Source organism: Pseudoxanthomonas sp. JC1303 (assembly GCF_058448525.1).
Map to the genome: position 1 here is coordinate 1,993,259 of NZ_CP185958.1, position 13,111 is coordinate 2,006,369.

At 64.9% G+C, this 13,111-nt stretch carries 14 protein-coding genes; 4 read left to right on the plus strand and 10 right to left on the minus strand.

Features of this window, described 5'->3' with window-relative positions:
- Positions 1–59: 59 nt before the first annotated feature.
- Positions 60–857, plus strand: a complete 798-nt coding sequence (locus ACORQU_RS08705; protein WP_491644639.1) for an AraC family transcriptional regulator — start codon at positions 60–62, stop codon at positions 855–857.
- Here the strand turns inward: ACORQU_RS08705 and ACORQU_RS08710 are convergent.
- On the minus strand, positions 814–2,070 hold the full coding sequence (locus ACORQU_RS08710) for an MFS transporter (protein ID WP_491644641.1): 1,257 nt from the start codon (positions 2,068–2,070) through the stop codon (positions 814–816). The genes ACORQU_RS08705 and ACORQU_RS08710 overlap by 44 nt on opposite strands.
- A 98-nt stretch (positions 2,071–2,168) precedes the next feature.
- Here ACORQU_RS08710 and ACORQU_RS08715 point away from each other — a divergent pair, with 98 nt between their 5' ends.
- Complete coding sequence (locus ACORQU_RS08715) at positions 2,169–3,095, plus strand: LysR family transcriptional regulator (protein ID WP_491644643.1); 927 nt, start codon at positions 2,169–2,171, stop codon at positions 3,093–3,095.
- A gap of 79 nt (positions 3,096–3,174) precedes the next feature.
- Positions 3,175–3,348: a DUF1328 domain-containing protein gene (locus ACORQU_RS08720; RefSeq protein ID WP_271647685.1), complete on the plus strand. Its 174-nt coding sequence runs from the start codon at positions 3,175–3,177 to the stop codon at positions 3,346–3,348.
- Positions 3,349–3,402: 54 nt separating this feature from the next.
- Here ACORQU_RS08720 and ACORQU_RS08725 read toward each other — a convergent pair whose 3' ends face one another.
- Positions 3,403–4,158, minus strand: a complete 756-nt coding sequence (locus tag ACORQU_RS08725; protein WP_491644645.1) for a transporter — start codon at positions 4,156–4,158, stop codon at positions 3,403–3,405.
- Between the two features lie 84 nt (positions 4,159–4,242).
- The gene (locus ACORQU_RS08730; protein WP_491644647.1) at positions 4,243–6,384 is read right to left on the minus strand and encodes a S46 family peptidase; all 2,142 of its coding nucleotides are present in this window, start codon (positions 6,382–6,384) and stop codon (positions 4,243–4,245) included.
- 417 nt (positions 6,385–6,801) lie between these two features.
- Between ACORQU_RS08730 and ACORQU_RS08735 the strand changes: the two genes are divergently transcribed.
- Positions 6,802–7,455 carry a trimeric intracellular cation channel family protein gene (locus ACORQU_RS08735; protein ID WP_491644649.1) on the plus strand — a complete coding sequence of 218 codons (654 nt, stop codon included), beginning with the start codon at positions 6,802–6,804 and terminating at the stop codon, positions 7,453–7,455.
- 312 nt (positions 7,456–7,767) lie between these two features.
- On the opposite strand, the gene ACORQU_RS08740 is transcribed toward ACORQU_RS08735, so the two are convergent.
- From ACORQU_RS08740 to ACORQU_RS08770, 7 genes are all read right to left on the minus strand, one after another.
- Entirely contained in the window at positions 7,768–8,283 is a 516-nt protein-coding gene (locus ACORQU_RS08740; protein ID WP_491644651.1) for a DUF2199 domain-containing protein, read from the minus strand.
- Positions 8,284–8,693: 410 nt separating this feature from the next.
- Positions 8,694–9,005 carry a DUF6968 family protein gene (locus ACORQU_RS08745; RefSeq protein ID WP_491644653.1) on the minus strand — a complete coding sequence of 104 codons (312 nt, stop codon included), beginning with the start codon at positions 9,003–9,005 and terminating at the stop codon, positions 8,694–8,696.
- 56 nt (positions 9,006–9,061) lie between these two features.
- Positions 9,062–9,604, minus strand: coding sequence for a hypothetical protein (locus ACORQU_RS08750; RefSeq protein ID WP_491644655.1), 543 nt, complete (start codon positions 9,602–9,604; stop codon positions 9,062–9,064).
- A gap of 470 nt (positions 9,605–10,074) precedes the next feature.
- Positions 10,075–10,911, minus strand: a complete 837-nt coding sequence (locus ACORQU_RS08755) for an IS3 family transposase (protein ID WP_491645001.1) — start codon at positions 10,909–10,911, stop codon at positions 10,075–10,077.
- On the minus strand, positions 10,881–11,237 hold the full coding sequence (locus tag ACORQU_RS08760; protein ID WP_491644229.1) for a transposase: 357 nt from the start codon (positions 11,235–11,237) through the stop codon (positions 10,881–10,883). Before ACORQU_RS08760 ends, ACORQU_RS08755 begins: the two co-directional genes overlap by 31 nt.
- A gap of 350 nt (positions 11,238–11,587) precedes the next feature.
- Positions 11,588–11,989 carry a hypothetical protein gene (locus tag ACORQU_RS08765; RefSeq protein ID WP_491644656.1) on the minus strand — a complete coding sequence of 134 codons (402 nt, stop codon included), beginning with the start codon at positions 11,987–11,989 and terminating at the stop codon, positions 11,588–11,590.
- A gap of 71 nt (positions 11,990–12,060) precedes the next feature.
- Complete coding sequence (locus ACORQU_RS08770; RefSeq protein ID WP_491644658.1) at positions 12,061–12,531, minus strand: DUF695 domain-containing protein; 471 nt, start codon at positions 12,529–12,531, stop codon at positions 12,061–12,063.
- Positions 12,532–13,111 lie beyond the last annotated feature (580 nt).

A 13,111-nucleotide genomic window follows, 5' to 3' on the forward strand; every position in this document is an offset into this window, starting at 1 on the left:
GGGCGAGGTCGGTGCGCATGCTAGAGTCGCCCGCAAAGCCCTTCCCGCGCGATCTGGTCATGACATCCCGCAAAAAGGACATCGGCGTCTCGGCGGGGGCGGCCAAGCGCCTGCCCGCTGGCCCGGACGTGCCGGTGTACTGCAAGGCGCGCGATTACGCGCCGGACACGATGATCGGCCTGCACCACCACCCGGACCGCCACCAGCTGGTCTATGCCGAGGGCGGCGTGTTGGTGGTGCGCGCGGGCACCGGACGCTGGGTGGTGCCAAGCACGCGCGCGCTGTGGATGCCAGCGGGCATGGGCCATGTCGTGCACTGCATCGGCCTGGTGCGCATGCGTAGCCTCTACATCGTGCCCGGTGCGATGTCGCAACCGCCAGCGGGTCCGTCGACGGTGTCGGTGACGCCGCTGCTGGCCGCCTTGATCCACGCTGCGGCCGAGGTGCCGCAGCCGTACATGGCCGACTCGCGCGATGGCCGGCTGATGCGCCTGATCCTGGATGAGCTGCAGACCCTGCCGGTGCTGCCGCTGCACCTGCCCGAACCGCGCGATGCGCGCCTGCGCACCATCGGCAGGCGCCTGGAACAACGGCCCGACGATGCCTCCACCCTGCAGGACTGGGCCGCGCGCCTGAAGGTCGACGTCAAGACCATCCAGCGCCTGTGCGCCCGCGAGTTCGGCATGACCTTCGGCCAGTGGCGCCAGCAGGCGCGGCTGCTGCGCGCCCTGGAACGCCTGGCCGTTGGCGAGAAGGTGATAGATGTCGCGCTGGCGCTGGGCTATGACAGCCCCAGCGCGTTCGCGACCATGTTCAAGCGCCGTTTCGGACAGACGCCGAGTCAGTTCTTCCGTTGAGCGCGCCGGTCCCGCGCATCGGCGGCCACAGGCGCACGCCCAGGGCCGCCAGCGAGGTCAGGGTGGCCAGGCCGACCACGCCCATCCAGCCGGCCTGGGCCAGCGCCCAGGCACCCAACGCCGCGCCGGTGGCCATGCCGATGAACACACCGGTGAAGAACACCGCATTGAGGCGGCTGCGGGCATCGGGATCCAGCCCGTAGTAGATGGTCTGGTGCGAGACCAACGTGGCCTGCACGCCCAGGTCGAAGCCAATCGTCGCCACCACCAGCAGCGCCAGCTGCCCGTGCACCGACAGGGTCGGCATCAGCGCCAGGCTGGCGAAGGAGACCACCGACAGGCCCGCGCCGGCGCGGGTGACGAAGCCCGGACCGCGACGGTCGGCCAGGCGGCCGGCCAGCGGCGCGGCGATCGCGCCCACCGCTCCGGCCAGGCCGAAGGCGCCCGCGACCGTGCTGCCCAGCTGCAGCGGTGGCTGGGCCAGCATCACCGCCAGGGTCGACCAGAACGCGCTGAAGCCGACCGACAGCAGCGCCTGGGCCAGCGTCGCCCGGCGCAGCGCCGGGTGCCGCTTCCACAGCGTGCCCAGCGAGCGCAACAGCGCGCCGTAGCCCAGGTGGGTGGTCGGTGCGAAGGCCGGCAGCGCGCGCCAGGCGGCCACGCCCACGCCCAGCACCAGCGCGGTGGCCACCAGGTAGACCGCGCGCCAGCCCAAGTGTTCGGCGATCAGTCCACTGGCCACGCGCGAGAGCAGGATGCCCAGCAACAGGCCGGTCATCACCGTGCCGACGATCCGGCCGCGGTGCGCCGGCGGAGCCAGCACCGCGGCCGCCGGCACGATGTCCTGGGCCAGCGTGGCCACCAGTCCGGTGGCCAGCCCGGCGACCAGCAACCAGGTCAGGCCGCCGGCCCAGGCGCTGGCCAGCAGGGCCAGGGCAAGCAGGGCGGATTTGGCCAGGATCACCCGGCGCCGGTCGTAGCGGTCGCCCAGTGGGGCGAGCAGGGCGATGCCCAGCGCATAGCCGAGTTGGTTGAGCATGGGCAGCAGCCCGGCGGCGGAAGCCGGCACGCGCAGGTCGCGCGCGATCACTTCCAGCATCGGCTGGCTGTAATAGAGCGAGGCGACGGCCACGCCGGCGCCGATGGCCAGCAGGAGGATCAGGGAGCGCGGCAGGCCGTCCGGATGGGTATTCGTTGTATGCATGGTGGACATGGGGTTTCCAACACGGTGGAAAGCGTGGCGCGCAGTCTGATCTGCGTTGTGAGGGCGTGGTAGCCTCGCCGGCCGGACAAGTTTTATACGCAGAACGTATGAAAGAGCCTGCCCTGAGTGTCGATCGCCTGGCCCTGATGCAGACCTTCGTGCGCATCGTCGAGGCTGGCAGCCTCTCGGCCGCGGCCGCCCAGCTGGGCACGACCCAGCCCACGGTCAGTCGGCGGCTCAAGATGTTGGAGCAGTTCCTCGGCCTGCGCCTGCTGCGCCGGTCCACCCACGCCATGACCCTGACCGAGGACGGCCGCCGCTGCTACGAGCAGGCCAGCGAGCTGCTGCCGCGCTGGCAGGCGATGGAGGACGGTCTGCGTGGCCGCGAGGACGAGCCGCAGGGCCTGCTGCGCGTGGTGGCCCCGCACGCCTTCGGCCAGTCGCAGCTGGTGGTGCCGTTGACCGACTACCTGCGCCGCTGGCCGCAGGTCTCGGTGGAATGGCTGCTGCACGACCGCAACCCCGACTTCATCGCCGAGGGCATCGATTGCGCCATCCGCGTGGGCGAATTGCCCGGCGATGGCGTAGTGGCCTCGCGCATCGGCCAGGTCCCGCGCGTGGTGGTGGCGGCGCCCAGCCTGCTGGAAGGCCGCCCCAGGCCGACCACGCCCGAGGCGCTCGCCACCCTGCCATGGCTGGCGATGCAGACCTTCTACCGCAACGAGGTGGTCCTGCAAGAAGGTGGGGACGGGCGCGTGGCGCGCTTCCCGATCCGCCCCCGCCTGAGCACCGACAGCCTCTATCCACTGCGCGAGGCGGCGCTGGCTGGACTGGGCGCGGCGATGGTCTCGGCCTGGGTGGTGGCCGAGGACATCGCCCAGGGCCGGCTGCTGCACCTGGTCCCGGACTGGCGCCCGGCGCCGCTGCCGGTGCACGTGGTCTACCCGTATGCGCGCTATCAGCCGGCCAAGCTGCGCCACTTCATCGCCGCCATGCGCGCGGCAGACCAAGTGTTCAAGCTGCCGGTGCCGTGAGCGGTCGCCGATCAGCGTGACAGGCGCGTCACCCGCACGCGCCTAGCCTCGGGGCAACGACTCGACATCTGGAGACATCATGCTCAAGTGGGCCCTCATCTTCGCCATCATCGGCGTCATTGCCGGCGTGCTCGGCTTCGGCGGCGTTGCCGGCGGCGCGTTTGCCATCGCCAAGTTCCTGTTCTGGGCGTTCATCATCATCGCCGTGATCCTGCTCGTGCTCGGCGTGACGGTCTTCAAGAAGGTCACCTGACCCAGGACGTGCGCGTCTTCACCGGCGCGCTCGCCACCTGCTTGACGCTTGCGGCTACTGGAAGCCGATCGACAGGCCCAGCCCGCCCTGCCAATCCGGCGCATCCGCGGCCGTCCCGCGCAGCAGCGACACGTCCAGCTGCGCGTGCTGGCCCAGCATCCAGGCCATGCCTGCGCCCGCCGCGCGTGTGCTGTCCGGGCCATGGCCGATCCCGGCCTCCACGTAGGCCTGCCAGTGCTCGCCACTGACAAACGTGTAGTTGGGCGCGAAGGTCCAGCTGTGTCCGGCACGACTGTCGGCAAGCTGCGCATAGAGGGCCAGGGCGCGGTCCTGCGGCAGCGTCCACTCGCCCGTCAGCGCGATCGAGCGCAGGTGGTCGTCGCTGCCGTAGGTCCGGCTGCCGCTGTCCAGATCGGCCTGGGCCAGCAGCGCCCAGGCGAAGCTCTCGCGCGAACTCGGCAACACCACCTTGGCCGCCAGCGCTGTGCTGCCGGCCCCATGGCCGCGCAACGCGTCCGGGCCGGTATCGCGGTGCCACACCTGCGTGTCGCTGGACAGCTGCAGTTCCAGCCGGTCGCTCAGTCCCAGGCGCAACACGGTGCCGGTATCGTATTCGCGCTGGATCCCGCCATCGCTGCGTTCCCAGCTGACATCGGGCAAACCTTGTTCCCAGGCGAATCCGCCGCGGCCCAGGGTGCTGGGCGAGAACGGAATCCCCGGGCGATCGAATTGAATGTCATCGGCTGCCGCCGCCCAGGGCAGGACGAGCAGCAGGGCGGCGCCGCACAGGCGCCAGCGGGGACGGAACACAGGCGCCATCGCGTGGCCTCGAACGTATCGGGGCCGGCGATTGTGGCCGGCCCCGCCTGTGCAGCGCGTGCAGGCGCGCGTGGCTTACTCGGCCGGCAGCTGCATTTCCTGCAGGAGGGCAGGCGCCGGATAGACCTTGGCCAGCAGCCAGCGGATGTAGCGCGCGTCGACATGGATGGCCCGCTTGTAGCGCGGGTCGTACCACCAGCTGGCGCTGACCGCTTCCCAGTTGCTGTCAAAGTTCAGCCCCATCAACTCGCCCTTGGCGTTGAGCACCGGCGAGCCGGAATTGCCGCCGGTGGTATCCAGGTTGGTCAGGAAATCCACGGTCTGGGTCTTGAGCACCGGGTCGGCGGTGCTGCCGAAATCGCCCTTGGCGATGGCCTGCAGCAGCGGCGCAGGCGCATCGAAGGGCGCCACGCCGGTGTTCTTCTCCACGATGCCGGCCACCGTGGTCACCGGGGCATAGGTCACCGCGTCACGCGGGTTGAGCGGGGTCACCCGCCCGAAGCTCACCCGCAGCGTGCTATTGGCATCGGGATAGCTGGCGCGGCCCTGTTTGGCGCGCCAGGCCGTCAGCGCCTGCATGTACGCCGGGCGCAGGCGCAGCTGATCGCCCTCGCGGGCCTTCCGGGCATCGTCCAGCTGCAGCTGCGCAGGCACCAGCTTGGCCGCCAGCGCGATCAGGGGATCCTCGGCCAGCGGCTTGCCCTGGCGCGCGGCGGCAAAGCGCGACAGGCGCTCGGCTTCGGTCCCCAGCGCGGTGTCGGCGTAGAGCGCATCCAGCGCCTGGGCCAGGCTTTGGCTGGTGCGGCCAAACGCCTGGTCGAACGCCGGCACGCGCTGCGCCTCGGGCAGTTGCTGGTAACGAGAGAGCAGGACGGTCAGCAGCGCCTGCTCGGTGGCCGGGTCGTAGCGACGCTGGACCTGCTTGAGCATGCCTTCGATCAGCGCCTGGTCGCGCTGCTGGTAGCCGGTGTCGCGCTCGGCGTCGGGCTTGGCCGATTCGATGCGCAGGCGCTCAAGCGTCAGCGCCGAACGCATCAGCTGGGTCTGAGTGGCGATCAGGCCCAGCAGCAGGTCGCGATCGCCCTGGGCGCCGCCTTCGGCCAGGATCGTCTGCAGCTGCGCGATCTGCTGGGCGCGCGCGCCGCGCGTGGCGGCCAGCATGCCGGCTTCGTCCTCGCCGCGCAGGCGTACCGCATCGCTGCGCAGCAGGCCTTCCAACTCACCGGCGGCGCGCTTGCGGTTGTTCTTCAGCGATTGCAGCTGCGAGGCATAGCGGGTGCGCGCGTCGGCGTTGGCCTTGCCGGCCTGCTCGATGGTGTCGATCATCGCGTCGAACACCGCTACCCGCGCCGGCAGCACGTGTTCCACCTGGGCCTTGAACTCGGCCGCGGTGCGGTTGCGATAGGTGGTGCCTGGATATCCGGCCAGCATGGCGAAGTCGCCTTCCTTCGGTCCGTCCACGGCCACCTTGAGGAACGCAGGCGCCTGATAGGGCACGTTATCGGCACTGTAGTCGGCCGGCTTGCCATCCCGGCCCACGTAGGCGCGCAGGAAGGTGAAGTCGCCGGCGTGGCGTGGCCACATGAAATTGTCGATCTCATCGCCGTAGTTGCCGATGGCGCGCGGCGGTGCGTACACCAGGCGGATGTCGCGCAATTCCAGCTGCGTCATGCGATAGAAATCGCTGCCGTAGTTCATGCTGGCCACGCTGCAGCGCACATGGCCCTGGGCCTCGCAATCGGCGACCAGGCGCTTGCTGGCCTGGTCCACCGCGTCAAAGTAGGCGCGGCCGGTCTTGCCCTTGGCCTGTGCCAGCACCTGGTCGTTGACCTTGTCGAACGCAGTGGTCACCAGCACCCGGAAGTCCGGGTTGGCCGGCAGTTCGCCGGCGCGATCGGTGGCCGCGAAGCCATCGTCGATCAGGTTGGCGCCGGCCTTGGTGTTGTACTGGATCACCCCGTAGGCCACGTGGTGGTTGGTCAGCAGCAGGCCATCACCCGAGACGAACGCCCCGGTTCCGCCGCCGACCTTCACCACCGCGCTCAACGGGGCCTGGGTGACATCGGCCAGGTCCTGCGGATTGCCGCGGAAGCCGGCCTCGCGCAGCGGGTCGGACAGGGCCGGCAGCTGCGAAGGCATCCACATGCCTTCGTCGGCGCGGGCGGTGGAGGACAGCAGCAGCGCCAGCGAGGCGGCCAGGGGCAGGGTGCGGGTCATGCGATGGGCCAGGGCGAGTCGAACGTGGGCGCGACAGTAGCGGCCACACGGGACGCGGGCAAACCCCAGGCGCATGACCGTACGGTCATCGTACGTCCTGACCGCCTGCTGCAGCTGCGCGCATGCGCGTGCCTCGCCAGCAAAACACCGCAGCCCGGCAAGCGCGGCCTCCAGCGTCCGGCACCGCCAAGCCTGGGCCATGCCCGGGCAGCGGGTGCATGGCGGCCTGCTTACCCAGGTCAGGCCGCCGACCGTCGGGGAGAGGACGAACGCCGCTGCGAGTGTTAGCGCGTCACAAGACACGCGCACTGCCTTGCCACGAGAGCAGTTCCGGCGCGCGAGTCGGCGACATCCCGGCAGCGTGGCTGGGACGGGCGGGCCGCGGCCGCTAGAGTGTGCGTCCTGCAAGAGACCGCCATGCCCAGTACCCACCTGTTGCTGTTGATCGCCGACCTGGCCGGCACGTTCGTATTCGCCATCAGCGGCGCGACCGCGGCCATGCGCCGCCGCCTGGACCTGTTCGGCGTGCTGGTGCTGTCCTTCGCCGCGGCCAACGCAGGCGGCATCGCCCGCGACCTGCTGATCGGCGCAGTCCCGCCCGCGGCGATCCGCGACTGGCGTTACCTGGCCGCCTCGCTGTGCGCCGGCTTGATCACCTTCAGGTGGGCACCGTTGATCGAGCGGCTGCAGACGCCCGTGCGTATGTTCGACGCCGCCGGCCTGGCGCTGTTCGCGGTGGCCGGCGCGGAGAAGGCGCTCGCCGCCGGCCTCAATCCGCCCATGGCCGCGCTGCTGGGCATGCTCACCGGCATCGGTGGCGGCATGGCGCGCGATGTCCTGCTCACCGACGTGCCCATGGTCCTGCGCGCGGACCTGTATGCGGTGGCCGCCCTGCTCGGCGCAGGCGTGGTGGTGATCGGCGCCATGCTAGGGCTTGCATCGGCCGCGACGATGTTTGCCGGTGCCGCCTGCTGCTTCACCCTGCGCATGATGGCCATCCGGCGCGGCTGGCAGCTCCCGGTGGCCGGCGGCCGCCACGCGGACAAACGCGACGACGCGCCGCGCAGGTGAAAGCGCTGATCGAGCACGTGGTCTTGCCGACACTGTAGATCCGCTGCAGCCCTGGGCACTGGAGCTACAGCAGCGCCAAGCCCACCACAAGGCAACGGCGGGCGTGGCCAACAAGCTCGCCCGCAGGCTGGGCGATCGATCATCATGGCGCGGCCTTCGATGCGTGTCAGGTAAGCCACAAGCCACATGCGCAGCATCCGCGCATGTAATCAGCAAGCTGCTTCAACTGGTCTCAACGCTTGACCTTGAGCAGTACCGCACGATCAACGTCATTAAGCCGCGCCGCGAAGTGGCGTCGGCTTGAATGAATTGTTAGCTGCGTCCATGCATAGCCTCTTCTGCGATCTTCTGAGCTTCCTGGGCGCTCAGGCCATGATGATAGTGGACGGCTAGTGGATGGTCGCTTGGTTGCAACTCAAGATATGGTCTCGCGTTTGCATTTCTAGGCCGCACATTTGTCTTTAGGTTGATTGTGTCAGGGTAATACGGAAGGCGATTGCTAAACCAGCCAAAGTAGCTGTCTGATTCATCATGCTCGCCCCAGGTTGACGTGTACTTGTCAAAGCTCTCTTTGCTAAGGGAAACCCAGACACCCCATAGGAACGGCTCCTCAGCTCCATTGATGGGAAGCTCCAAAACAACCCGAGCAAAGTAGTCAGTGCCTTCCGGGTGGTCGATCTTGCAAAGGTCGTCGTTGATCTGCGCGATTGATTGCTTGTCATGCTCTGACAAGTGGTCAAAGGGCATTGGGGTCTTGTACCCGAAGCTGGGCGAGCCCTCATGCCGCTCTCCGCAGCATGAGCAGGTAAATGCAAAGATCGCGGCCATGTTTGCTAGCAGCTAACGCCGGAGTTAAGCCGAGCCGCCAAGCGGCGTCGGCTTGAATGAATTGTTAGGCGGCTCACGGTCCACTAGGCGGGTACTCTGGGAGCTGAGAAATGCGCATTGCACCAATGTCAAGGCTAGTTGAGTGGCTGGATGCGGAAATCTCCGCAAGGTGCGTCTCCATGCTTGCTAGGCGCATCTCGTATTGCTGCATGAAGGTCAAGGCATTGCCCTCCAAGCGAAAAGGCTTACCGCTAGGCTTAAGCCAGATCAGGACGAGCAGCACGATGACTATCCACTCAAACATACTCATACACTTAACCTCAGTCAGAGATGGCGGCTGGAAAGCCGCCTAACGCTTGAATTAAGTCGCGCCGCGAAGCGGCGTCGGCTTGAATGAATTGTTAGACCGCTCATGGCGCATCCGCAAGCTCCGATGGTGATGCTGGGTCACCGCCGCGATCCCAGTAGAACAGCCAGCCGTCCTCCGCGAAATGAGAAACCCGCGTAGCCGCAAAGCGCATGGCCAAGATAACGGCTTGCCAAGCGTCAACACCAGCAATGCTGTGGACGCGAGACTCCAAAACGCCGAGTGAAACAGCGGCTCGCCACTCGCCGCCAGGCGCTAGTGTCGGTGTACCCACGCGCAACACCACCTCATGCTCCGTGCCGTCCGGCGCAACGGAAAACCAAGTTCTTTCAGCAGCTGGCAGTGTTGTTGGCATGAGCGGTCTAACGCTTGAGTTAAGCGGCGGCGAAGCCGTCCGCCTTGAACGATTTGTTAGGCCTTACGCAGCCCAGACATTACACCGTGAACGTGCTGAGCCACCAATGAGTTGTAGACCGCAATGTTTCCAATGGAATAGTCATTCAAAGTGCCGCTTCCACCAATACATTGCCAAGGCTCAGCGATGAAACAGCTGCCATAGGCAATGGCACCTAAGCGCTCTACTAGTTGGCGGACTTTGGTCAATTCCAACACTTGCTCAAGTACGCTGCTCTGAGGAATGAACTGCTCAAAGAACCACTCCTTACTTCGGTCGACGAACGTCGATTTGCCACGTTGAGTCTCAAAATAAAAGACAGACTCGTGCTTTTGCGACCAAAAAAAGAAATCTCCAAACGCGGTATGAGCTAGCGGCGTCGCATCGTGACCTAGTAACCACTGCCAGCTTTGCGCGAGTTGTTTCGATAGCTGCTGACCAAGCACGACCAATAAGCCTTCCGAGTAGACCCCCGCGCCAGGCGCATTTGAATAGAGCGTGGTCGAAGCTGGCCCATCCGCGTTACTTGAGCTCAGCACCAGTGACGTTTGGAAGTCCATGCTTTTAGGCCTAACGCTGGAAATAAGCCGTGTCGCGAAGCGGCATCGGCTTGATTGAATTGTTAGGCGCTTGCCCGCAACGCCGGATTGTTTACGCTGACAACAACTCCATGTGCGACAAGGTGTGATCCCTCGTGAACCGAGAATTTAAAGCCAGCGAAAAGGCGCCCGGCCTGGAGCTCCGGAGCGAGTAGCCAGAGTTGTGCCCTCGCAGTTGTCCCTGGCGCTACAGACTCAACGCCAATGTACTCATGATGCGCGTCGTTGAACATGCCCTCAAGGCCGAAATCGTGTTGCGGCCTGTAGCCAGAGCGAACGGCGTTCTTCTTTCCGCCAGCCTCGGTGCTGACGAAGCTAATGTCTGCTTCGATATCTGGCGGATGTGGAGGTCTAGCCATAGCGCCTAACACCTGAATTAAGCCGCGCCGAGAAGCGGCGGAGAGTTCCTACGAAAAGGTGGACACCGTGGGTCAGACACATTGTGCCTCGAACTCGATCGGCGAACGATATCCCAAGGCCGAGTGTAAGCGGTGTTGGTTGTAGAAATTGATGTAGCTGCGAAGCGCGTGGCGCAGTGTCCGGTCGTCGGTGAAGCGTTGGCGGTGATACATGTCCGACTTCATCGACTTGTTCCACGACTCCACGTGGGCGTTGTCGGTCATGCGTCGCGGGCGGTTCACGCTCTGCACCAGGCCGGCCCTGCTTAGGACTTGCTTGAAGTCGCTGGCGAGAAACTCGACGCCGCGATCGCTGTGCACGAGCGTGCCCGGTGCAGGGCGTCGGTGGCGTACGGCCGCAGCGAGCGCGCGACAGGTCAGCGCGGCCGTCTTCTCCAGGCCCAGCGCCCAGCCCAGCAGGCGGCGCGAATAGCGGTCCATCACCGTGGCCAGATAGCGCCAGGTGCCCGCGACCTTCAGGTAGGTCACATCGGTCACCCACACCTGATCGCAGCGCTCAATGGTCAACGCATGGATCTGGTTGTCGACGCTGGCATAGAACCGGCCCAGGCCGGGCAGACGGCGATACAGCGAGGCCGAGCACGCGCGCACCGCGTGCTCGCGCATCAGGCGCTCGATCCGGCGGCGCCCGACCGGCTCGCCCTGCCGGCGCAGCTCGGCGTGCACGCGCGGACTGCCGTAGGTTTCCCGGCTCGCCCGATGCACCTGGCGAACCTTTGCGATCAGCCGTCCATCCTCCTGCGCGCGCTCACTGAGCGGACGGGCACGCCAAGCGTAGAAGCCGCTGGCACTGACCCCAAACAGGCGACACAGCCGCCTCACCGGGCAGTGCTCTTGCTGGGTCTGGATGAAGGCGAAGCGCTCGCTTTTCGTTCGGTAGTGAACGCGATCGCTTTTTTTAAAAGGTCATGCTCGACCTTCAGCTGCTCGTAGGCCTTCTTCACCCGACGCAGTTCCTTCAGCTCGGCCGCGACGGCCGGATCGACGTCCACACCCTTGACCATGATCGTGCCCTCGCGCGCCTGTTTGCGCCAACGAGACAGCATGAAGGGATGGATGTAAAGCGAGGCGGCAACGTCCTGCACCTGGACGCCGGGGAGCCGGCTGAGGCGCACGGCGGTGGCTTTGAATTGCTCGCTGTAGCGGGTCGTGGTTCTAGGGCCTGGCTTGGGCATGGGACACTCCTGAAAAGTTAGATCAGGGTGTCCACTAAACCGTGGGAACTATCGCGTCGGCTTGATTGAACTGTTAGGCTGACGACTGAGGCGGCCGCAGTAGCGATTGAATGTATGGCGAGCTGGAGCCATCCCAGCCGCAGATGACACATTGCCCTGAAACGAACTCATGTGGGCATTCGGGTGTGGCATACAGAATATGAGAGCACTCTGGACAAAGCGACGACATGTTTGAAGCGGTGGCGGCATATTGGCTCTCGCATTCATCGCATTTTCTCAGAATTTTGTCCATTGCGGCCTAACGCTTGAAATAAGCCGACCTGCGAAGCAGGTTCGGCTTGATTGAATTGTTAGGGCTCAACCGTGACATCTGCGAATCCTGCGGCACGAAGCGCACCCGTGACCTTGCTAACAAGCGGGTCACTGGCAGAAGTCTTGTTTTTGCCCAGAAGCTTCTGTGTGAACGAGCGAGATCGCTCAAGCATGACATGCCATTCCCCGTAGTTGGGGCGACTAGGGTCCTCGTCTGAGTTGCCGGCCACGCACACAAGGTAGGAGACTCCTAGGTAGTCAGCCTGATTTGCCCATCCAAAGTCCTCCATACAAATCACATCGGCATTGACGCCGGCTTCTGAGAGAGCAGAGACAAGCCACTTGGAGAAGTCCTCGCCAAAGCAGCAATCATTAATAAAGTCGGGGCCGACTACAGAAAGGCTGAAGCGATCAGTCTTGCAAGTGATATCGATGATCACGAAGCGCTCCCCTTGAGCCCTATCACCTGAATTAAGCCGATCCGCGAAGCGGGTTCGGCTTGAATGAATTGTTAGGCATCTGCCCCGTTAGCCAATGGGAAAAGCTTGAAGATGTAACCAGCCTCTTGCCACCCTGGATCGTGGTGCATGCGGAACTCCCAGAACCGGGCATGTGGCTTGTCCGCAAGCAGTGACTGCAAGGTGTCATTGGCTAGCTCCGGGTCATGCACGCGAAATGATAGCTGCCGGAGGCCGTCCCAGGTGCTGCGCGCCAGAAACAACGCATTCTTGCCCTCAATAGCGGACTCAATCTTGTCGCCAATCTCGAACAAGAGTTTGCTCTCCTCAGGGGTTGGCATGCCTTTCTCGGCAAGTTCCTCGGCTTGGATATTTACCTCTAAGTGCCATGGGAATATCTCCGAGTGCTGGAAGGACAGCAGCGCGTCGTTAACCACAATGACCTCCGGAAGATCATTGCGATTGCTTTCAAAGAGCGTGTAGTGCGGATCCGGAAGAACTATGCGGACGTGATTATCTGTCACAGATGCCTAAAACCTCAGTTAAGCCGTGCCGCGAAGCAGCATCGGCTTGAACGAATTGTTAGGGCGCGGACCGGCGACGGCGCCACCAGATCACTGCCCAGCCCACAGCGCCGCCGGCGACACCGCCCCAGATAACCCCGTTTGATAGGCGATGGCCGGTGAAGTACGCCACGGCTGCACCGATAGCAAATCCGGGTAGAGAGAACCACGCGACCAACCGGCGGTCAGCCAGACTGCGCTCTTGAGTAGCACGCTTCCGATTTAGCTCCTCCTGGGCCTTGAGATCCGGCTCGAGGATGGCTTTAGCGATTGCGTCTGCGTGGGACTTATCCATTTGCTTCGAATCTCTCCATAAGCGCCCTAACAACTATTAGGCCCCATAAGCGGGGCGTTGCACGAGAATATTCAGCACGCCCGCGCAGCTGTCAACGCCGCAGTTCCTCGCGTAATCAGTGGCTTGGCGGTGGTTGGACGCCCATGCCAGTCCCGCTGGAGCATCGGTATCGAAGATGTATGAGATACGCGTCGGAAGCGTGGGTGTAACGGGCCGCGTCTCATGGCTCTATTCCGGTGGGCGGCA